The 19,512-nt window shown below is 60.9% G+C and carries 19 protein-coding genes; 12 read left to right on the plus strand and 7 right to left on the minus strand.

Features of this window, described 5'->3' with window-relative positions; genetic code table 11:
• Positions 1-39 precede the first annotated feature (39 nt).
• The gene (locus AC0L2D_RS24035) at positions 40-1,551 is read left to right on the plus strand and encodes a leucyl aminopeptidase (protein WP_027162710.1); all 1,512 of its coding nucleotides are present in this window, start codon (positions 40-42) and stop codon (positions 1,549-1,551) included.
• A gap of 28 nt (positions 1,552-1,579) precedes the next feature.
• Positions 1,580-2,029: a DNA polymerase III subunit chi gene (locus AC0L2D_RS24040; protein WP_013532504.1), complete on the plus strand. Its 450-nt coding sequence runs from the start codon at positions 1,580-1,582 to the stop codon at positions 2,027-2,029.
• Between the two features lie 29 nt (positions 2,030-2,058).
• Here the strand turns inward: AC0L2D_RS24040 and AC0L2D_RS24045 are convergent, their stop codons facing one another.
• Both AC0L2D_RS24045 and AC0L2D_RS24050 read right to left on the minus strand, forming a co-directional pair.
• Positions 2,059-2,544: a DUF995 domain-containing protein gene (locus AC0L2D_RS24045; protein WP_013532503.1), complete on the minus strand. Its 486-nt coding sequence runs from the start codon at positions 2,542-2,544 to the stop codon at positions 2,059-2,061.
• A 133-nt stretch (positions 2,545-2,677) separates the two neighbouring features.
• Positions 2,678-3,601, minus strand: coding sequence for a glycoside hydrolase family 26 protein (locus AC0L2D_RS24050; protein WP_013532502.1), 924 nt, complete (start codon positions 3,599-3,601; stop codon positions 2,678-2,680).
• A gap of 644 nt (positions 3,602-4,245) precedes the next feature.
• Here AC0L2D_RS24050 and AC0L2D_RS24055 point away from each other — a divergent pair.
• Positions 4,246-6,084, plus strand: coding sequence for a glycosyltransferase family 2 protein (locus AC0L2D_RS24055; protein ID WP_473542794.1), 1,839 nt, complete (start codon positions 4,246-4,248; stop codon positions 6,082-6,084).
• A 292-nt stretch (positions 6,085-6,376) separates the two neighbouring features.
• The gene (locus AC0L2D_RS24060) at positions 6,377-6,784 is read left to right on the plus strand and encodes a hypothetical protein (RefSeq protein ID WP_013532500.1); all 408 of its coding nucleotides are present in this window, start codon (positions 6,377-6,379) and stop codon (positions 6,782-6,784) included.
• Positions 6,785-6,949: 165 nt separating this feature from the next.
• Here the strand turns inward: AC0L2D_RS24060 and AC0L2D_RS24065 are convergent, their stop codons facing one another.
• The 3 genes from AC0L2D_RS24065 to AC0L2D_RS24075 form a co-directional block, all read right to left on the minus strand.
• Positions 6,950-7,951, minus strand: a complete 1,002-nt coding sequence (locus AC0L2D_RS24065; protein WP_473542796.1) for a glycosyltransferase family 2 protein — start codon at positions 7,949-7,951, stop codon at positions 6,950-6,952.
• A gap of 44 nt (positions 7,952-7,995) precedes the next feature.
• Entirely contained in the window at positions 7,996-8,922 is a 927-nt protein-coding gene (locus AC0L2D_RS24070; RefSeq protein WP_473542700.1) for a lysylphosphatidylglycerol synthase transmembrane domain-containing protein, read from the minus strand.
• A gap of 184 nt (positions 8,923-9,106) precedes the next feature.
• A complete protein-coding gene (locus tag AC0L2D_RS24075; RefSeq protein ID WP_473542702.1) occupies positions 9,107-10,735 on the minus strand; it encodes an ArnT family glycosyltransferase in 1,629 nt (542 codons plus the stop codon).
• Between the two features lie 227 nt (positions 10,736-10,962).
• On the opposite strand from AC0L2D_RS24075, the gene AC0L2D_RS24080 reads away from it, so the two are divergent.
• Positions 10,963-11,565, plus strand: a complete 603-nt coding sequence (locus AC0L2D_RS24080) for a DUF995 domain-containing protein (protein WP_473542704.1) — start codon at positions 10,963-10,965, stop codon at positions 11,563-11,565.
• 676 nt (positions 11,566-12,241) lie between these two features.
• Here the strand turns inward: AC0L2D_RS24080 and galE are convergent.
• Both galE and AC0L2D_RS24090 read right to left on the minus strand, forming a co-directional pair.
• A complete protein-coding gene (galE, locus tag AC0L2D_RS24085) occupies positions 12,242-13,321 on the minus strand; it encodes a UDP-glucose 4-epimerase GalE (protein WP_063171800.1) in 1,080 nt (359 codons plus the stop codon).
• Entirely contained in the window at positions 13,318-14,355 is a 1,038-nt protein-coding gene (locus AC0L2D_RS24090; protein WP_024504301.1) for a UDP-glucuronic acid decarboxylase family protein, read from the minus strand. The genes galE and AC0L2D_RS24090 overlap by 4 nt, the downstream gene beginning before the upstream one ends.
• Positions 14,356-14,721: 366 nt before the next feature.
• Here AC0L2D_RS24090 and AC0L2D_RS24095 point away from each other — a divergent pair, with 366 nt between their 5' ends.
• The 7 genes from AC0L2D_RS24095 to AC0L2D_RS24125 all read left to right on the plus strand — a co-directional run bounded on the left by AC0L2D_RS24095 (position 14,722) and on the right by AC0L2D_RS24125 (position 19,500).
• Positions 14,722-14,850, plus strand: a complete 129-nt coding sequence (locus AC0L2D_RS24095) for a hypothetical protein (RefSeq protein ID WP_255337192.1) — start codon at positions 14,722-14,724, stop codon at positions 14,848-14,850.
• Positions 14,851-15,065: 215 nt separating this feature from the next.
• Positions 15,066-15,671: a hypothetical protein gene (locus AC0L2D_RS24100; RefSeq protein ID WP_013532492.1), complete on the plus strand. Its 606-nt coding sequence runs from the start codon at positions 15,066-15,068 to the stop codon at positions 15,669-15,671.
• 62 nt (positions 15,672-15,733) lie between these two features.
• A complete protein-coding gene (locus tag AC0L2D_RS24105; protein WP_473542707.1) occupies positions 15,734-16,588 on the plus strand; it encodes a 23S rRNA (adenine(2030)-N(6))-methyltransferase RlmJ in 855 nt (284 codons plus the stop codon).
• Between the two features lie 194 nt (positions 16,589-16,782).
• Positions 16,783-17,235, plus strand: coding sequence for a hypothetical protein (locus AC0L2D_RS24110; protein ID WP_473542709.1), 453 nt, complete (start codon positions 16,783-16,785; stop codon positions 17,233-17,235).
• 134 nt (positions 17,236-17,369) lie between these two features.
• A complete protein-coding gene (locus AC0L2D_RS24115; RefSeq protein WP_473542711.1) occupies positions 17,370-17,951 on the plus strand; it encodes a TetR/AcrR family transcriptional regulator in 582 nt (193 codons plus the stop codon).
• Complete coding sequence (locus AC0L2D_RS24120; RefSeq protein ID WP_473542713.1) at positions 17,948-18,784, plus strand: EamA family transporter; 837 nt, start codon at positions 17,948-17,950, stop codon at positions 18,782-18,784. The genes AC0L2D_RS24115 and AC0L2D_RS24120 overlap by 4 nt, the downstream gene beginning before the upstream one ends.
• Positions 18,785-18,885: 101 nt before the next feature.
• Positions 18,886-19,500 carry a LysE family translocator gene (locus AC0L2D_RS24125; RefSeq protein WP_473542798.1) on the plus strand — a complete coding sequence of 205 codons (615 nt, stop codon included), beginning with the start codon at positions 18,886-18,888 and terminating at the stop codon, positions 19,498-19,500.
• Positions 19,501-19,512: the final 12 nt, after the last annotated feature.

Raw genomic sequence — 19,512 nt, forward strand, 5'->3', positions numbered from 1 at the left:
CTTCCCCAAAAGTCGCGCATTCCCTGAAAGCAGGACATGATGAATCAAAGACCGTCGATCGCCTTCGCCAAATTTTCCGGGTCCCAGAGCGCGGTGAACAAGAAGGGCACGGTCTTCGTGCTCGCGGCGGATGAGGGCGGCCTCAGCGACGTCGCCAAGGCCGGTGATCCCGGCAAGACACTGGAGCGGGCTTTTCCCGTGGCTGAGTTCACGGGCAAGTTCGCCAGCACGGTGGAAGTTCTGGCCCCGCAGGGAGCGTCGCTCGACAGACTGGTGGCGATAGGCACCGGCAAGGTGTCGGGACTGGACGAATATGCGTGGTTGAAGCTTGGCGGCACCGTTTCCGCGTCGCTGCGCAAGGCGACCGAGGTAGCGGTGATCCTCGATGTGGTCGGCGCCTCGCCGAGCGCGAAGGACGCGGCAAGCCTTGCCGCGGGCATTCTCCTGCGCAGCTATTCCTTCGACAAGTACAAGACCAGGAAGGATAAGGACGACGGCAAGGCAGAGCCGAAGAAGCCGGTCAAGGTGACCATCCATACCGCCGATCCGGCCGCTGCGAAGAAGGCCTTCGCCGATGCCGAGGCGGTGATCGACGGCGTCCTTCTGGCGCGCGACCTCGTCAACGAACCGGCAAACGTGCTTGGGCCGGTCGAGTTCGCTGCCCGCGCCAAGGAACTCGAGGCACTCGGCGTCAAGGTCGAGATATTGGCTGAGAAGGAAATGAAGAAGCTCGGCATGGGCTCGCTGCTCGGTGTCGCGCAAGGCTCGCCACGCGGCGCCCGCATGGCGATCATGCAGTGGAACGGCGGCAAGCCGAAGGACAGCCCGATCGCCTTCGTCGGCAAGGGCGTCACTTTCGACACCGGCGGCAATTCCATAAAACCGGCCTCGGGCATGGAGGATATGAAGGGCGACATGGGCGGCGCCGCCGCCGTTACCGGCCTGATGCATGCGCTGGCGGCCCGCAAGGCGAAAGCCAATGTCGTCGGTATCATCGGACTGGTCGAAAATGCCGTCGACGGTCATGCCCAGCGTCCCGGTGATATCGTCACTTCGATGTCGGGCCAGACCATCGAGGTGCTCAATACCGACGCCGAGGGCCGCCTCGTGCTGGCCGATGCGTTGTGGTACTGCAACGACCGCTTCCAGCCGAAATTCATGGTCAATCTGGCGACGCTGACCGGCGCCATCATGGTGGCGCTCGGCCAACATTATGCCGGCCTGTTTTCCAACAATGACGAACTGGCCGAAAAATTGTCGGTGGCGGGGCAGGCGACTCAGGAACGGCTGTGGCGCATGCCGCTCGGCGCCGAATACGACAAGCTGATCGATTCCAAGAACGCCGACATGAAGAACATCGGCGGCCGTTTTGGCGGCGCCACCATCGCGGCGCAGTTTCTGCAGCGCTTCGTCAAGGACACGCCATGGGCTCATCTCGACATAGCCGGCACGGCGATGGGGGCGCCGTCGAACGAGATCAACCAGTCGTGGGGTTCCGGTTTCGGCGTCAGGCTGCTCGACCGGCTGGTGCGCGATAACTATGAGCAGTGAACGGGTTCGATCACTATAGGCTGAAGCGATGGCCGACGTTCTGTTCTACCACCTGACCGAATCGACGCTGGAGGATGCGCTGCCAGGCCTCCTGGAGCGCAGCGTCGACCGTGGCTGGCGCGCCGTGGTGCAGACAGGCACCGAGGAACGCCGCGATGCGCTCGACCAGCATCTTTGGACCTTCCGCGACGATTCGTTCCTGGCGCACGCAACCGATCGTGAGGCTCATCCCGGCGAACAGCCGATTCTGTTGACCACCGGCGACGGCAATCCCAACGACGCCAAGATAAGGTTCCTGGTCGACGGCGCGGTGCCGCCTGACCTTGGCGGCTACGAGCGCGCGGTGTTCCTGTTCGATGGCCACGATGCCGCCCAGCTCGAGGCGGCGCGAGGACACTGGAAGGTGATGAAGAGCGCTGGCCACGACGTCACCTACTGGCAACAGACGCCAGATCGCCGCTGGGAGCGCAAGGCGTAGACCAGCCGCTTGTGGCGGATGACACGATCCTACAGTCTTGCCTTGATCCGGTTCTGTTTCCGGGTGACGTAGTCGCCGTGTTTCAATCTCTTGAAAACATACCAGTCGCCATCCGGAGCCTTGCGCTGGTAGATTACTTTGCCAGCCTGGCGGTGCTCGAAGCAGGTCATCGAGCCCTTCACGCCCCAGGAACCGTGCCATTGCGCACGCCAGCACAGCTTGCCGCCGCCGGGAATGAACCACATGCCGTCGCCATAGCCCGACTTGCCTTTGTCGTGGGTCCAGGACTCGAACTGTCTCTGCTTGACGGCAAAGAAGCCGGCGCCCTTCTTGCCCCACAGCCACGAATGGTTCTGATAGATCTGGTAGACGCCTTCGTCAGGAACCGCTGTGGCCTCTTGAGCCTGCTCGGCGATTTTCATCGCCGTCTTGGCTGTCGCAGGAGCCTGGAAGGCAAGAACAAGAACGGAGCAGGCGAATGCCGCTCCAAGATAATTTCCCACTACCCGCTTCACGAAACTTCTCCACAGACTGATTTACGCCACGCCTCAATCCTCATCCCGAACCGCTGGTTCGGGATGGATCACGATCAAACAAGGAGATTGGAAGTCGATCCCGATCGCGTCGGGGTCGATCAGCACGATGCGTCTACGGCAGGACGTGCTGGGTCACCCTCCAGTCGGGCAGACCATAGCCACCCAGCCACGGCCACACTTCCTTTTGGTTGAAGTAGACAACCGAAGTCAGCGCCGGGAACTCCGCGTAGGATTTGCGGGAATCTTCCTGCCATTTCGAGACATAGTCCTGCTTCCCGACATAGCCGAGTTCCGCAACGATGATCGGCTTGTTGAACACTGCAACGCGGTCATAGCCGGGCTTCAGCAGCTCAGCGAAGGTGCGGTCGCGGCCGGTCTCGTCATCATCTTTTTTCTGCAGACCGAACACCGACAGGCCGATGACGTCGACATAGTCGTCGCCGGGGTAGTATTTTTCCAAACCCTCTTCGCCTTTGGGCGACCACATGTACTTGGCTGCGGGGGCAGCTTTGCGGCAGATGTCGACTTCGCGCTTGTAAGCGGAGATCCAGTCCTTGGGAGCCCAGTTGGCCCAGGTGAAGCGGCCGTTCTTGTCTTCCATTTCCTGCGCCCAGCGAATGGTCACCGGGCTCTTCATCTGTCCCACCAGGTCGCAGATCGCCTGCATGTTGGCGTCATATTTGCCGCTCAAAATGCCGTCGCGCAATTCGGGCGGGGTGATGCGCCAGTCCTTGGACCAGGTCCACGGCTCAACCGTGATCAGCAGCGAACGGCCGCGCTGCAGCGCATAGGCGTCGGCGAGTGGCAGCGTCGACAGATCGACGTCTTCCCAGGGCAGGAACAGCTCTTCGATGCTGGCGCTCTTGTCGGCGCTGAAGTCGCCGTAGGGATCGTAGGATCCGAACGCCGAGGCGGCGCTGCTCGTCTGGACGGGGTCCGTCGCGGCTACTGAGCCAGCGCCTCCTGCCGTGGGGAACGCGGCGCTTCCGCCCAATGCCAGCGCGATTGCAAGTGCTTTTACTGTGGAGTGTTTCATGTCGATCTCCCATGGCCCCAACCTCTTGCGGAAGTTAAGGCTTTGCCCGTGCGCATCGATGCTTGATCGACACGATTACCCAAAACCGATCGGCTCTATTTGGCAGAATCTGCGGGATTTCGGAGCGACCCGTTGGCGGATGTGCGAAACCTGACACAGAGCCACCCAAAAAATTATCTCTCAAGGCCCTATACAGGGGGCGCTCGAGAGAAAGTTCGCCGCGATACTCACAAATTCGCGTCAATATCCCGATATATCATCCCTGGCTAATTTAAGAGCCGGTCGCGGCCAAGAGTCAAGTGCAATTAACGGTTGCTTAACCATGTGCGCGCGACATGGTTAACGCTGCTCTCAAAGTTCGATCCTTGCCGGACAGCTTTGGCCCATCGGCGAATTCTCCAGCGCTGAAAAATTTGCGGCTCATCGTTCACGTGCTGGTCGGTGGAAACTGTTCCACCGGACTATCCTTAACCAGTTCTGAAGAACCATAGTTAAGAAATAACTAATTTAGTTGACTCTAAGGATGCCTGAGCGGATTCTGCTGCTGGGTTAGGCTCATCGGCCGTCGTTTGGCTGATGCTCGGGTGGCGGCAGTAAAGTGTATGAGTGTTTCCGCGGACGTGGGGATCATCGGCAGTAAGACCATGCCGAAACGGGGGCGTGGGGCAGCTCCGGGCAAGGCGGCGGAGAAGCCTCCTTTTCTGGTGCCCGTGCTGTCGTCCGCCCAGAAGCGGATCTGGAAGCTGGGACTTGCCTGCTGGTCGGTAACGTTCGGATTTTTCTGGTTCTGGTGGCTGCAGCCCGGGCACATCGAACACGTCATCCCATACATGCTGGCGACATTGACGCTCGTATGGCTGACATTCATGCCGATGTATTTTCTCTTGAACGTGCATGCGATGAAAAAGCCGTCCAGGCTTCACACGATCCCGAAGCATTCGCGTGTCGCGATGGTGGTGACCAAGGCTCCGTCAGAGCCGTTTTCCGTGGTTGCGCGAACCCTCGAGGCAATGCTGGCGCAGGACTGTCCGCATGATACCTGGCTGGCCGACGAGGACCCGTCCGAGGAAACGATTGCCTGGTGCGATGCCCATAACGTCATGATTTCGACGCGGCGCGGGCGGGAAGATTATCACCGCAAGGTGTGGCCCCGCCGGACGCGCTGCAAAGAGGGAAACCTGGCCTTCTTCTACGACCACTATGGTTATGAACGCTATCACTTCGTCGCTCAGATGGACGCGGACCACGTCCCGACGCCAACCTATCTCAGGGAAATCCTGGTCGCCTTTGCCGACCCGGCGGTTGGCTATGTATCGGCGCCGAGCATATGCGACAACAATGCCGCTGAAAGCTGGTCGGCACGCGGCCGGCTGTTCCCGGAAGGGATGTTCCACGGACCTTTGCAGTCCGGCCACACGGGCGACGGAACGCCGCTCTGCATCGGCTCGCACTATGCCGTGAGAACCGCAGCGCTCAAGCAGGTCGGCGGCCTTGGCCCGGAACTGGCCGAAGATCACTCGACGTCCATGCTGTTCATTGCGGCTGGTTGGCGCGGTGTGCATGCCATAGACGCCATTGCCCATGGCGACGGCCCGCAAACCTTTGCCGATCTTGTCACGCAAGAGTTCCAGTGGTCGCGGAGCCTGATGACGATCATGCTCGAATACTCGCCCATATACCTTTCCAAGGTATCGCCACGGCTGAAATTCCAGTTCCTGTTTCGCCAGCTCTGGTATCCGCTTTTCGCCGTATTTTCGCTTGTCATGTACATCATGCCGATATACGCGCTTCTTACGGGTCAGAATTTCGCCAATGTGACGTATATTGACTTCCTTCTATACTATGCGCCGAACTCGATTTCGCTGATTGTGCTGGTGATGCTGTTGAAGTCCTTCGGGCTGTCGCGCCCACTGACCGCCAAGACGATCAGTTGGGAGGGAATGTTGTTCTCATTCTTCGCTCGTTGGCCGTGGGTGCTGGCGGGCACGCTGTCGTCGATCCGCGATTATCTGACCAAGTCGTTCGTCGATTTTCGCGTTACCCCCAAGGGCAGTGGCCCGAAAAACCTGCTGCCTGCCCGCGTTATTGTTCCCTATGTGGTGCTTGCAATGGGAGCTTCGCTGCCGGTCCTTCTTGTAGACCGCGCCTCGGACGCCACCGGCTTCTACTGGTTCGCTGCCTTCAATGCGTTCGTCTACGGATTGCTTGTGGTCGTGATCATCACCAGGCACCTCGTGGAGAACAAAATTTCGTTGCGTTGCAATGCCGCGAAACTCGCCTTGCAGGCCTCGCTCGCTGGCGTTGCGCTCTTCGTCCCGGGCGCCGCGTTCTGTGACCGCGGCCTGGAAGGCATATATGGGCTCCAGCAGGGGGCAGGCGGTATGCGCATCGTCAGCGTGGCCTACCCGGTTTCCGGAGCCGGGCGCGGCGGGAGCGGAACCCGCACATTCCATCTTGACCCCGCCTGGAATCCGCCACGCTGACGCCGACAGGCGTCCGTGCGCAAACAACTCCCCTGAACCGCATTTGCCTTGATAGCCGGCCGGCAAGCTGTAGCAGGGCCAGGCACGGGCCCAAAAGGTCAAATTTTAATAATATCCGGTCGAGTGCCGAAAGACCGCGCTCATCATATCGTTTGCATGATATTTAATAAGTCTCCCCTAATATACAGCCCATGATGTGAGTGGCGATGGGTCACTCGCGTGGTGCGGAAAGCAAATAAGAGCAATATATCTCCGCGCTCCAGCGACTTGTATTTCATGGCAGGGGATAGCGATGAACAAAATAATGGAAAGAGGGGCAAGGCTCGGCAAGAAACATGCCTGTGCATTTGCCGCGGTTGCATTGATCTCGATGATGTCCGGTTGCCAAAGCATGGATGCCACCAAGACGAGCTCGATCGGCACCAAGCCCGTGGTTCATTCGCTCGGCCAGAGGGTGCACTACGCCAAGGACAAGCGGCTGCATCTGATCAACCGCAAACCGCTCACCAAGATGACCAACGTGACGCGTACGAGGGAGGAGGCCTATGCGGCCTTCGTGCGGCCGCAGCGGGTCGGCAGGCCGGCGACGGTGAAGGTCTCCTACAGTCTGGGCAATGGCGGCCCGCTCCTGGGTCATTCGCCCTGGATATGTGGTCCGAGCGGTTTCGGCCAGCGCGCCAGCTGCCGTTCGCGTTACTAGACCAGAACATCAGACCTGAAGCGCGGCCGATTTGACCGCTGCCGGGTCTTTGCCGGGGGGGCGCGAGTGGAGGGCGAGAGGTTTGCGCAGACGTTGCGCTTTGCCTCTTGCCCTCCGACCGCCATGCGTTCGTTAGGCGCGGACCTCCGTGGCATTCCGATCAGGTCACGATGCTCGGCCCGGGGCGTGCCAGCCGTCATTGTCGCCGGCCGGCGGCCGTGGCCGCGCGACATAGGCCGATGCTCCGTTCGCCTCGTGATAGACGCGTGCCAGCATTTCCGCCAGCACGCCCGACGTCACCATCTGCACCCCGGCGATGAGCAGGAAGAAGCCGGTGAACAGCATCGGGCGTGTTCCGATGTCTTCGGCGAAAAACAGCTTCAGGCAAAGCAGGTAGGCAAGGATCAGAGAACCCAGCGCGCCAAGCACGATGCCGATGCCGCCGAAGAAATGTCCCGGCCGTGTGCGATAGCGCATGAAGAAGTACATGAACACCAGATCGAGCACGACCCTGAAGGTGCGCGAAATGCCGTATTTGGACTGGCCGTGGATGCGGGCATGGTGCGTCACCACCTCCTGCGCGATGCGTCTGGGGGTCGTCACCGTGGCCAGCCATGCCGGGATGAAGCGGTGCATCTCGCCGTAGAGCTTGACGCTGCGGATGACGTTGCCGCGATAGACCTTGAGGCTGCAGCCATAATCCTTGAGGCGCACCCCGGTGACGCGCGCGATCAGCGCGTTGGCGATGCGCGAGGGCAGCCTGCGCATGAAAAACCCTTCCTGGCGGTCCTTGCGCCAGCCGACCACCAGGTCGAGATTCTCGCTCAGCAGGCGATAGACCATGCGGGGAATGTCGTAGGGATCATTTTGCAGGTCGCCGTCGATCGTGGCGATGACGTCGCCGCGCGCCGCGTCGATGCCGGCCTGCATCGCGGCGGTCTGCTTGTAGTTGCGCACCAGCTCGACCGCATGCACATGCGAGCCGTAATGCGCTGCAAGGCGCCTGATCTCGCTCACCGTCGCGTCGGTGCTGCCGTCATCGACCAGCACGACCTCCCAGGGCTGGTCGTAGCCTTCCATCGCCTGGTGGATCCGTGCCAGCAGCGGCTCGACATTTTCGGCCTCGTTGTACATGGGGACGACGATGGACAGCGTATGGTTCGGCATTACCGCGCCGTCAGGCAGTCCCGAAGCAGGGATGGGCAATACGTTCATTGGGATGGCTTCCTTGCAGGTCCGACAGCCGGATTTCCCGGCAGCGTCGATTTCGAGGGAAACAGCCAGGCGATCGCACCCGTGGCGATTGCCGAGCAGAAGATGAACAGGTGCAGCGCCAGCGCCGCCTGCAAGCCATTCTTCATCGTGATTCCGGAGGTGAGCAGCGCCGCCGCTGCTCCCGCTTCATAGGTGCCGAAGCCGGCGACGCCTTGCACCGGCAGTATGGCGGCTCCTTCGGCCCCAACGACGCCTGGAAAGGCGGTCGAAAAGGATGTCCCCAGCAGCATTGCCAACAACCATCCCTGGACAGCGAGCTTCAGCGACCAGTTTGCGATCGTCCACCACCAGCCATAGCGCGAGCGTCCGGTTGCTTCGGTGAACACATCTCGGAGCTTGCCGAGCTTCGCCACGATCTTGCCGCGGCCGGCCCAGTCATGCGGCGCACGCGCCCAGCGCGGCAGGTACCAGGCGGCGGTGATCAAGACGGCCCCGCCCGCAATCCTAATCGCCGGATGCAGGCCCGGCCACACCGCCAGGGCGAGCACGCCGACGACGAAGGCGTCCTGCAGCCTGAACCACAGCAGTGAGGCGCTGGCGCGCATGATCGGTATGCCGAAGACCTGGCGCAGGAGCAGGGGAAAGGCCGTCTCGCCGCCGCGAAAGGGCACGACGTTGATCATCGCATTGTGGATCAGAATGACGCGCAGGCAGGCGCCGAAGCGGCCATGCACCTCGTCGCGGAACTCGTCGCAGACGCGCAGCGCACGCAAGACATAGGTGGCGAAGAACGCGATCGTCGCCACGGCGAAGGTGCCGGGCGTGATGCGGGCAAAGGCGTCGCCGACCATGCGCCAGCGCGAGTCGCTGGCGAGCCAGGCCAGCAGGGCCAGCGTCACAATGATCGAAATCGCTCGTTTCAACAATTCCTCCGGTCGCAACCGTCGAATTCCGCCAGCCGTAGAGATATTTGACCTTGCTGGCTGGCTTGTCTCGCTTAGCTTGCTGCGTTGGGCAGGCGAGGGCGGGTCGGCAAGGTCGCTGACCGTCGCCGGATTTCCAACGTTTGCCTGATCCCCAGCCCATAAGCCCAACGGCCTGACCAGATCAAGGCCGGCTGATTTCATAAATCAGGAGGTTGTCCGAATCCAGCCGCTTGGTCCCGATCTTGTTGAGATAGTCGATCACCCCGTCATGATGCTCGATGAACGGCCGTTTCTGACTGTCTTCGGCATCCTTTGCCACGCCGAACCAATCCGCGCCTTGCGTGCGAAGTTCCTCAAGCTGTGCTATCGCGATGGCATCGTCCTCGACGAACCTGGACCACTCCACGTCGCCGCCACCAGGCGGAAACACCCACCCGCGCGCCCTGCTGTAATAGACTGCGACAGGATCTCCCACCTCCGGAGCGATGGCCACGACAAGATCGCCAGGTTGGGCCCTGCGCGCCAGCTCGTCGCCAAGCAACTTTCCATTCATGGCGAAGGGCGCCTTCATTGTCCGGACGAGGGGAAAAGTCGACCAGACAAGCATAGCGGCCGCGATGCAAATCGACCGCAGAATTATCCCAGGAGACGGAACGGTTTTGGCTCCAAGCGTCGCCAGGACGACCGCGCCACGGCCGCAAAACATCGCAAATGGCACATGGAATATATGATAGTTCCATGGATTGGTCGTGATCTCACGTGCCGCAGCGAGATAAACAACAGAGGCCGCTGCAAGCCATATGAAAGGTATGGCCGAAAGAGCGCGTTCTTTCGATTCCGCGACTGGCTGGGGCGGCATCCAGAATCCGACCGCCATCAAAATCATGAACGGATAGCCGTAAAACCACCAGACCGAGGTGTTCCAAACAGATTTGAAATAGAAATCGTTGTTGAAAAACGTCCAGAATCCAGAATCCCAGATGTATCCGCTGCCCGCGACATGAAAGGGCGGATAGGTTCGCCCGAGATAAATGGCCCAGCTGTAGTAGGCGCCGATGACGAACAGGCTGACCAGTCCGCTTATGAATACTTTGGCCGCATGCTTTCGCCGATTTTGCAAAAGCCAGCAAACCATCAGATAGAATATGACGCCTCCAGCAGCCAAACCCGGTGGTTTTGCAAGCACACCGAGGGAAAAGCTGGCTGTGGCGAAAGGGAGCAGCCACGCGCTGCCTCCCGTCCAGTATTTCGTGAAAAGCCAGACGCCCAAGGTTACCAGAGCCAGCATCGAGGGGTCGGGAAGAAACGAGCTGTCGATCATGATCGCCGCCGGCATCAGCGCATAGGCAAGTGCCGCGGCGTGGGCGTGCGTCTCGCCCCAGCATAACGCCGTTAGTCTGTGCAGTGAAAACACCGTCACCAAGCCGAAAAGGGCCGCAATCATGCGGCCGAACCAGTCGTGCCAGCCAAAGAGTTGGTAGAGTATGGCGGTCAGATAGCTGACGATCTGGAACTCGCGGCCCTGATAGCTTGGCCCGGGCCCGGTCCAGCTGACCTCGGGGAAGAAGATGTTCCAGCTGCGCTGCTGGAAATTGTCGGCCATCATCGCGGTACTTGTTTCGCGCCAGCTGAAGGCATCGACCAGCGGCAAGGTTATGTTGTGGAACCTGAACAGGATCGCAATGAACAGTATCCCCAGCAAGATCGCCATGTTGAGGCTCACGGTATTGCGAGCAGTCGTTTCCCGGACGGTCGACTGCTGCCGGTACTGCTGACCTTCGGCCTGGTTCAATTCCGGGTCGCCCGCCATTTGAAACCGCGTCCTCCCTCACGTCTGCGGATGTTGCTTTTGAGTGCGATTGTCAGAGTTGGGCAGAGCATATGACACATTTCTTAATTTTGACGACAGCGGGATGCGCACATCTGGAACGGTTGTTGTCCGTCCGCTCGCAAAGGTTGACATCACCGTTCTCGCGACTGTTAAATAGTTCATACGGCTGTCAGAGCGATGATAGTGCTACCTTGGGCAAAACGGGCATGCGAACGCCAATTGTACTGACAGCTCTGACCGGATTGCCACCGCATGGTGTCGACCGTCGACGCAAACATTGTCGGTTCGCAACTTGTATGCAACTCATGTTTCTCCTGGCCCTCTGCGGCCAGACGGCGCTTTCGGGAACGGCGCACGCGGCTGCCGCCAAAGACGGCAGACCAGCGGAAACGGTCATCGCACCGGCTCCGACTGCCTACGAGCTGCAGCTTCTTTATGCCGACCGCACATGGATATGGAAAAACGGCGCGGCCTTTTTCGCGCAGGACAATCGACGTCTCCAGGCCTGGACGTCCGGGCAGGACACCGCGTCTGTCGCGGAGGGCAGATGGCTGGTGACCAAGGACGGCAAGATGTGCATGGAGCTCGCCTGGCGATCGAAGGGCTACACCGGCGAGCAGCACCGCACCTGCTACAGCCACCGCATTCAGGGCCGGAATATCGAGCAACGCAAGGATCCGGACGGGGAATGGTACGGTTTCAAGCGATCTCCCGAGGATCCTTCCCACGAATACAAGAAATTCGAAGCAGGCGACACCAAGGGCGCGCAGTTCGAAGTGACCCGCAAGCTGGTCGATGCCAAAAAGTAGGCCGCTTCCGGCCGCGCTGAGATGGCCTGGCTGTTCTCCCCGTGCGCCTGTTGTGGAACCCGCGAATCGCTTATGGTTGAGTGGCTCGGCAGGCGCTCGGCGCGCCGAGCGCATTTAGTCGCATTCAACTGCATCGCCTGGACGACAAGACGATGGCCTGCCATACGGTTTTGATGAAATTTAATAATTAGTGATATCTAATATAACGTGTGATGTGCGAGTGGTCACTCATGCGGCGTGGAAGCGGCCCAAGTATAGTATGTCGCAATGCGCCCCTGGCTTATACTTGATAGCAAGGGACAGAGGATGAGAAATTCCGCGAGCGTATTTCGCTCAAGCAAGAATGTCGTATCTATTGCCGCGGCTGTGGCGCTGAGCTCTATGGTTGCAGGTTGTCAAGGTATGGACGCGACTGAAACCGGTTCGGTCCTTATCAGGCCCATCGTCCACCCGGTCCGCAGTCAGCCCGCGGTCCAGCCCGTGCAGGCCAGATTTCTCGTGCGCTCGCTCCGGGCCGACCTTCCGATCCAGATGACAAGCACAATAGGGACCGAAAGTGCCTACGCCTTTGCACCGCCGCAACGGATCAAAGCCAGCACGCCGGCGCCGGTGAACATCTCGTTCAATCCGGGCGATGGCAGCACGTTCTCGGGCGGCTCGCCTTATATCTGCAGCCCTAGCGGATTTGGCCAGCGCGCGAGCTGTCACCCCCGCTATCTCTGACCCGTCGGGCGACGACCGGCGCTGCCGCCCTCACTGGCGGCAGTTTCATGGGCCTGGTCTTCAGTCCGAAAAAGGGAGCGGCCGTCCTGACAATCGTATCGATGTCTGAAAGCTCCGGCACAAAGCCAAGATGTTCGCGTGCGCTTCCCGGGTCGGCGTAGAGCTCCGCCGGATCTCCGGGGCGTCGGCTCCTGAACACTGCCGGAACCGGCCTCGACGTCATTCGGCCGACCGCCTTGACAATCTCCTTGATGGAGACGCCCCGCCCTGTGCCGAGATTGACCGCAAGGCTTCGCCCGCCACCCTCGAGATGCATGAGCGCTTTCAGGTGGGCGCGGGCCAGATCGGTGACGTGGATATAATCCCTTACGCAAGTGCCGTCCGACGTGTCGTAGTCGGTGCCGAAAACCTCGATCGCGTCGATGATGCCCGATGCGGCCATGAGCACTCTGGGAACCAGATGGGTTTCCGGCGAATGCCACTCACCGAGCTCGCCATCGGGATCGGCGCCACAAGCATTGAAATAGCGCAGGATCGCAAATTTCATTCCGTACGCGGACGCATAGTCGCCGATGATCTGTTCGCCGATCAGCTTGGTGCGCCCATAGGGGCTGATCGGATTTTGCGAGGAGGTCTCGCGAACCGGCAACGCCTCCGGCACGCCGTAGGTCGCACAGCTGCTGGAGAAGATGATGTTTTCGATCGAACTCGCGCGTGCGGCATCGAGCACCGCGATGGTGCCTGTCACATTGGTCGAATAATATTCGGCCGGCTCGCGAACGGACTCTCCGACATAGGCCAGCGCAGCAAAATGGATCACGGCCGTCGGCCGGTGCGTTTCCATCGCCCGCCGCAGTGCATCCCGATCCCGGATATCGCCGACGACAAGCGGCCCCCAGGCGACGGATCTCTCATTGCCGCGGCTCAGATTGTCGAAAACCACCGGCATGTAGCCGGCGGCGGCCAACTGCTTGCAGGTGTGGCTGCCGATGAAGCCGGCTCCACCCGTCACCAGGACCGCCGGCCGGCTCATGAAGCAGCAGCTCCTCTGGCGGTGTGACTTCCGTAGAGCAGGGTATCAAAATACTCGACGGTACGCGCGAGCCCCTGGCTCAAGCTGATTTTCGGCTCCCAGCCGAGATTGGCCCTGGCAAAGGAGATGTCCGGCTTGCGTTGCCTGGGATCGTCGACGGGCAGCGGCCGATGCACGATCTTCGATCGGGCGTTGGTGTAATCGACGACCAGCGTCGCCAGTTCCATGATGGTGAATTCGGCAGGGTTGCCGAGATTGACCGGGTGGGCGGGCGCGTTCGGCGCATTCATCAGCCGGATAAAGCCCTCGATCAGGTCGTCGGCATAGCAGAAGGAGCGCGTCTGCTGGCCGCTGCCATAGACGGTCAGGTCCTCGCCGCGCAGCGCCTGGACGATGAAGTTCGAAACCACACGTCCATCGTCGGGCTGCATGCGGCGACCGTAGGTGTTGAAAATGCGGGCGACACGAATATCGAGACCATAGGTTCTCGAATAATCGAAGAACAGGGTTTCGGCCGAGCGCTTGCCTTCATCGTAGCAGGAGCGCGGCCCGTGCGTGTTGACGTTGCCGAAGTAGCTCTCGGGCTGTGGATGCACGAAGGGATCGCCATAGACTTCGGACGTCGAGGCCTGGAATATCTTGGCCTTGTTCTGTCGCGCGAGTTCCAGAAGGTTCAGCGAGCCAAGCACGCTTGTCTTGAAGGTGTGGATCGGATCTGCCTGGTAGTGCGGCGGAGAGGCTGGGCAGGCGAGATTGTAGATCTCGTCGCACTGAAGGTCCGAAGGCAGTGCATCGACGATGTCGTGCTCGATGCAGCTGAAGCTCGGATTGCGCTGAAGGGCATTGAGATTGTATCTTTTGCCGGTGTGGAAATTGTCCAGCGCGACAACGTCGTATCCGTCCCGCAAAAGACGTTCGCACAGATGCGAACCTAAAAATCCCGCTCCTCCGGCGACAAGGGCGCGTCGTCGGCTTTGGCTGGCGTCCTTTTGGCTGCCGGATTCCAGTTTCAGAACCTTGACAAGCTTAGTCATGCTTTCCTCATACGCACCGAACACGCTACCGCCGGGCCGGGACAAAGCATCGCCCGGCCACGTTCCTGAGAACGTGGCAAACCTCCGCATCTGCGGAACCGCCATCACTGATGTGCGTCAATTGTTCTTGGCTTTCGCGAAGCTGGTGCGACTACACAACCTCCGTGCTGCCGCTCAGCATTCTCCGCGCCCCGAAATCGCGATCACACGCCCGGTGTCACCATCGATTGCTCGCCCAAATTGCACATCCCAACGCATCGAAAATATACCTGTGGAAATTATAGTCAACTAAATTAGCAATTCCTTAACCAAATGCGCTCGCGAATGGTTAATCATGAAAGCGGCTACGGCCTCTCGGACCGAAGCATGGCGCACAAGGCAAATCCTGTTTATGAATCAGCATATTGGCTCGATCGACGTCAATATGTTGCCGGACGCGGCAAGCTGTCCCTTGAGGTAGAATCAAAACCTGACAGCAAGAACGGCCAAGAATGAGCCGACAGCAATATTCAGCGCGGCGCGCGAAATACACGGCTTAATTTTTGAGCGCATAGGTAGAACGTTATCGGCATTGTTGCGCAGCCACGCCGCCAAGCTGGTTGCGCTCGCACCCCGCACGGTCCACCTCCAGGGTGGCTGCCGCAACTGGCCATCGCCTTTTGGCCGTCGGGGCGCTATTGGCAAGGTTACGATACGCCATGGTGATGTGAATGCGCTTTCTGTTTGTCCTGATCCTGCTTGTCGGCGCCGGCGTCGGTGTCATCTATCCCTGGGCGATGAGCAATTTCTCCGGGCACGAGATCGGCACCTGGCGGGTCTATGAGCAAGGCCGTTTCAAGCCGCTGACGGTGCCGCTCTCCGGCCGCGATGCGCCGGTGCGGGTGCTGGTCGACCTGACCGCAAGAGCCGAGCGCATCGTCTCGCAGCAGCGCACCGTGCTGACGCTGACCGCCGCCAGCAATGGCCGCACGGTGCTCGCCTCGACGCTGCAGTTCAACCATTCCGACAATCCTCGCCAGGCCAGCCCGCAACTGCCCGACAAGATCTTTCGCGACGAGGCCGGCGTCATCGCGACCGTCAGCCCGGGTCCCTACGTCTTCACCGTCGGACCGGGTGATGCCGACGACATACCGATGCGGGCTGTCGATCTCATCCTGCGCTCCGGCGCAGGCGAGATCGACAGCCGTGCACGGCCGGTCGGCTTCGCGCTGATGGCGATCGGCCTGATCGGATTTTTGCTGACCTTGCGCACTCGAGGCGGCCGGCCGGAAAATCCGAACTCTCAGCCGCCACCACCGCGCTGGGGCAGGGGCTGATGCATGTCGCCCAAAAGTGTGCAGCGGTTTTGGGACAACGACATGCATAACGGCACAAAACGATGAACTACCGCCACGCCTACCATGCCGGGAATTTCGCCGACGTCGTCAAGCATGTCGTGCTGACGCGCTTGCTCGAGTATCTGAAGCAGAAGGACAAGGCGTTTCGGGTCGTCGACACCCATGCCGGCATTGGCCGCTACGATCTGTCGTCGGCCGAAGCGCAGAAGACGGGTGAGTGGCAAGGCGGCATCGGCAGGCTGATCGATGCCCCGTTTGCCGCGCCGGTGGCAGCACTGCTCGCGCCTTATCTGGAGACAATACGGTCGCTCAACCCTGAGGGTGGCATCCAGAAATACCCGGGCTCGCCGTTGATTGCGCGCCATCTCATGCGCAAGCAGGACAGGCTGACCGCGATCGAGCTGCACCCCAAGGATGCCGCGAGGCTGAGGACGTTCTTTGCCGGCGATTTCCAGGCCCGGATCATCGAACTCGATGGCTGGCTCGCGCTCGGCGCCCATCTGCCGCCGAAGGAGAAGCGCGGCCTTGTTCTCATCGATCCGCCATTCGAGGAAGCGGGTGAGTTCGATCGCCTCGTCGACGGGCTCATAAGGGCGCACAAGCGCTGGCCAGGCGGCATCTACGCGCTCTGGTATCCGATCAAGGACCGCAAGGCGATCATCGCTTTCCGCAAGGCGCTGAAGCAATCGGGCATCCCGAAGCTGCTCGACATCGAATTCGAGATCAGGCCGGCCTCTTTGGAACCCAGCCTCGACGGCAGCGGTCTGCTGGTGGTCAATCCGCCGTTCACGCTGGAGGGCGAGCTGCGGATGCTGCTGCCGGCCCTGCACAGGCTGCTTGCGGTGGGGCGGCCGGCGCACTGGTCGTTGGAATGGCTGGCCGGCGAGCAGGCTTGAGGCGGGCTCATTGACGACCCGGGACCCGCGCTCTTTTGGATCCGGACATGAACGTGCCAGAGCCATTCCGGTGCCGTGTAAATTCGGCTTTGGTCAAAAAGCAGTTTCAAACTGGGAAACCATTGTCAACGCAACCGCTTGACCGCCGCCGAGCGAATCCGCACAGTGCGCACAATCGACCTTGAGAGGCTGCCATGACTCGCTTCGCCAAATCCGCTCTTGCCGCCCTGATTTCGCTCTGCACCCCGCTTGCCGCGCCTCTCGGTATCGCCCAGACCGTGCAGGCCGCCGATCTTACGGTCTATTCCGATGAAGACAGCGGGGTCTGCGGTCAGCCTTGGGTACTGAACAAGATCACCAGCCGCTTTTCCTATCAGGTGCATCACGTGCCGCATCTGCCGGATGTGCAGATCACCGATTTCCGGCGCATTCACCAGCATCGCTATCTGGCGGCCGACGATACCTGGCCGATCGGTCGCCGTTATTGCGGGGCCACCGTCAGCCTGTCCGACGGCCGCGATCGCACCATCTGGTACCTGATCGAGGAAGGCCAGGGCTTTGCCTCGATCGGCGACAATGTCGAATTCTGCGTCTCGGGCTTCGACCGCTGGATGGTCTACAACGGCCGCTGCCGCATTCTGCGCTAAACCCGGTTTCCCCTTCCAATCTCTTTCGCGCCTGTGGCTTGATCGGCTGCAGGCGTTTTTCGTGCTGCGTTGACAGCAGGCGCGATCCGTCGCATAGATATGAGACAGACCTGTCTCATCACTCGGTATGCGTCATGACACCATCGCCCGTTTCCGATAAGCGCCAGCACGTCGTTGAAACGGCCTACGTGCTGTTCAAGCGCGCCGGTTTCCATGCGACGGGTATCGACCGGATCATCGCCGAAGCCGATGTGGCCAAGATGACGATGTATCGCCACTTCCCCAGCAAGGACGAATTGATCGTCGAGGTGCTCGACTATCGCGCTATGCGTTTCGACCGCCAGCTCGACCGGCTCGCCCAGGAGGGCATTCCGCCGGAGCAGAAAATCGGAAGGATCTTTGACTGGCATGCACGCTGGTTCCGCAGCGCCGATTTCCATGGCTGTCTGTTCGCACATGCATTGGCCGAGTTCGGCGATCCCGGGCATCCGGTTTTCAAGGCCGTTGTCAGGCAGAAGAACGGCCTCAAGCGGCGCATGCGGTCTATCCTCGAAGAGATGATGCCGCGCGGCCGCGCCGAAAGCGTGGGGGCGACACTGCTTATGCTGATCGAAGGTGCGACCTTGCTGGCGCAGATGGGGCCGGCCGACGCCGCCATTCGCGACGCCCGCAAGGCGGCCATGGGCATCGTCGCTGCTTCGCGTAAGTCCCAATGAGCCCGCTGGTCATCGGGCTCGCATTGTTTGCGGCAATCCTGCACGCAACCTGGAACGCGTTCCTGCGCACGGGGGCCGACAGGTTGTGGACCGTCACCGTCATGAGCTTTTCCAGTACGGCGCTCGCCATCCCCTTAGCCTTCTTCCACGCCCTTCCGGCCGCGCCGGCCTGGTCCTACATTGTGCTCTCGGCCTGCCTGCAGGTTGGCTACAGTTTGTTTCTGGTGGCCGCCTACAGATATGGCGAGCTGGGACAGGTCTATCCGATCGTTCGCGGCAGCGTGCCGCTGCTCGTCACGCTCGGCGGGTTCTTCCTGGCCAACCAGCAGCTCACTCTGCCGCAGGCCATCGGTGTCGCGCTGGTCGCGGGCGGCATCATGGGCCTTTCTCTCGGAAGGGGCAGGGCCGCCACGACATCGATACTCTATGCGCTGGCAACGGGAGCGATCATCGCCGCCTATGCGACGGTCGATGCGCTCGGCGTTCGGGCGGCGGGAAACGCCGGCGCCTATACCGCATGGGTGCTGGTGATCTACGGCGCGTTGCTGCCGGCGGCCTTCGTCGCCTGCCGTGGCCGGCTCACAGTCGACCTGGGTGCGCCGGAAACCTGGAAGGCGCTGGGCGGCGGCCTGTTTGCACTTCTGGCCTACGGTGTCGTGGTCGCGGCCTTCGCGCTCGGACCGGCCGGTCCGATCACCGCGATCCGCGAAACCAGCGTCGTCTTCGCGGCCTTCATCGGACGTCTGTTCCTCGGCGAGGTGCTGACGCCGCGGCGGGTCGGCGCCTGCGCCATCGTCGCGCTCGGCGCCATCTGCCTCGGCTATCAGCCGTGACGGAAATGCGCATCGCGCAGTTTCGCGATTTTCCTGATGGCGCCGACAGGTAAACCGGCTAGTCTGGACTCCCGAGAGCGGCATTACCCTCGGGAGTTTTCATAGATCTCGCGACCTCGCTTGCCTTTGCGGCCGCCTTCTTCGTGTTCGCTGCCAGCCCGGGTCCGGACAACATGACGATCATCGCGCGCACAATCTCCAATGGCGCCGCGTCGAGCATCGCCTACGGTGCCGGCACCGTGGTCGGCATCCTCATCTTCCTGATCCTCGCCGCCTTCGGCCTGTCGATCGTCGCCGCCAAGATGGCGATCGTCATGACGGTGCTTCGCTATGGTGGAGCGGCCTATCTGGTCTGGACGGGCATCAGGCTGTGGATGGCGGCGCCCGTCATTCCCGAACTGCAGCCCATCTCAGGACGGCGAGGGCTGTTGATGATTTTTGCCACCGGCATCGCGCTCAATCTTGGCAATCCGAAAATGCCGTTGTTCTACATTGCGCTGTTGCCTAGCGTCGTCGGCGCATCGCTCGACGCAGGTCATCTCGGTGTGCTGATGATGGTGATCGTGGCCGTCGAGGTCGTGGTGATCGGCGGTCATGTCGTCCTCGCCGGTCGCGCCCGCAGCCTGTTGCGCACACCAAGGATCGTACGCCGGGTGAACCGCGCGGCGGGCGGTGTAATGATCGGCGCCGGCGTTGCCGTTGTTGCCGCGCGCTGAGCGGATTGCCCA

Source organism: Mesorhizobium sp. WSM4833 (assembly GCF_055811095.1).

Coding starts and splice junctions, on each gene's coding strand:
- AC0L2D_RS24060 (WP_013532500.1), top strand. CDS start 6,377: ATGAACAAAATAATGGAAAGAGGGGCAAGGCTCGGCAAGAAACATGCC.
- AC0L2D_RS24100 (WP_013532492.1), top strand. CDS start 15,066: ATGCGCTTTCTGTTTGTCCTGATCCTGCTTGTCGGCGCCGGCGTCGGT.
- AC0L2D_RS24080 (WP_473542704.1), top strand. CDS start 10,963: ATGCGAACGCCAATTGTACTGACAGCTCTGACCGGATTGCCACCGCAT.
- AC0L2D_RS24090 (WP_024504301.1), bottom strand. CDS start 14,355: ATGACTAAGCTTGTCAAGGTTCTGAAACTGGAATCCGGCAGCCAAAAG.
- galE (WP_063171800.1), bottom strand. CDS start 13,321: ATGAGCCGGCCGGCGGTCCTGGTGACGGGTGGAGCCGGCTTCATCGGC.
- AC0L2D_RS24065 (WP_473542796.1), bottom strand. CDS start 7,951: ATGCCGAACCATACGCTGTCCATCGTCGTCCCCATGTACAACGAGGCC.
- AC0L2D_RS24120 (WP_473542713.1), top strand. CDS start 17,948: ATGAGCCCGCTGGTCATCGGGCTCGCATTGTTTGCGGCAATCCTGCAC.
- AC0L2D_RS24040 (WP_013532504.1), top strand. CDS start 1,580: ATGGCCGACGTTCTGTTCTACCACCTGACCGAATCGACGCTGGAGGAT.
- AC0L2D_RS24110 (WP_473542709.1), top strand. CDS start 16,783: ATGACTCGCTTCGCCAAATCCGCTCTTGCCGCCCTGATTTCGCTCTGC.
- AC0L2D_RS24055 (WP_473542794.1), top strand. CDS start 4,246: ATGCCGAAACGGGGGCGTGGGGCAGCTCCGGGCAAGGCGGCGGAGAAG.
- AC0L2D_RS24105 (WP_473542707.1), top strand. CDS start 15,734: ATGAACTACCGCCACGCCTACCATGCCGGGAATTTCGCCGACGTCGTC.
- AC0L2D_RS24075 (WP_473542702.1), bottom strand. CDS start 10,735: ATGGCGGGCGACCCGGAATTGAACCAGGCCGAAGGTCAGCAGTACCGG.
- AC0L2D_RS24095 (WP_255337192.1), top strand. CDS start 14,722: ATGGCGCACAAGGCAAATCCTGTTTATGAATCAGCATATTGGCTCGAT.
- AC0L2D_RS24035 (WP_027162710.1), top strand. CDS start 40: ATGAATCAAAGACCGTCGATCGCCTTCGCCAAATTTTCCGGGTCCCAG.
- AC0L2D_RS24115 (WP_473542711.1), top strand. CDS start 17,370: ATGACACCATCGCCCGTTTCCGATAAGCGCCAGCACGTCGTTGAAACG.
- AC0L2D_RS24050 (WP_013532502.1), bottom strand. CDS start 3,601: ATGAAACACTCCACAGTAAAAGCACTTGCAATCGCGCTGGCATTGGGC.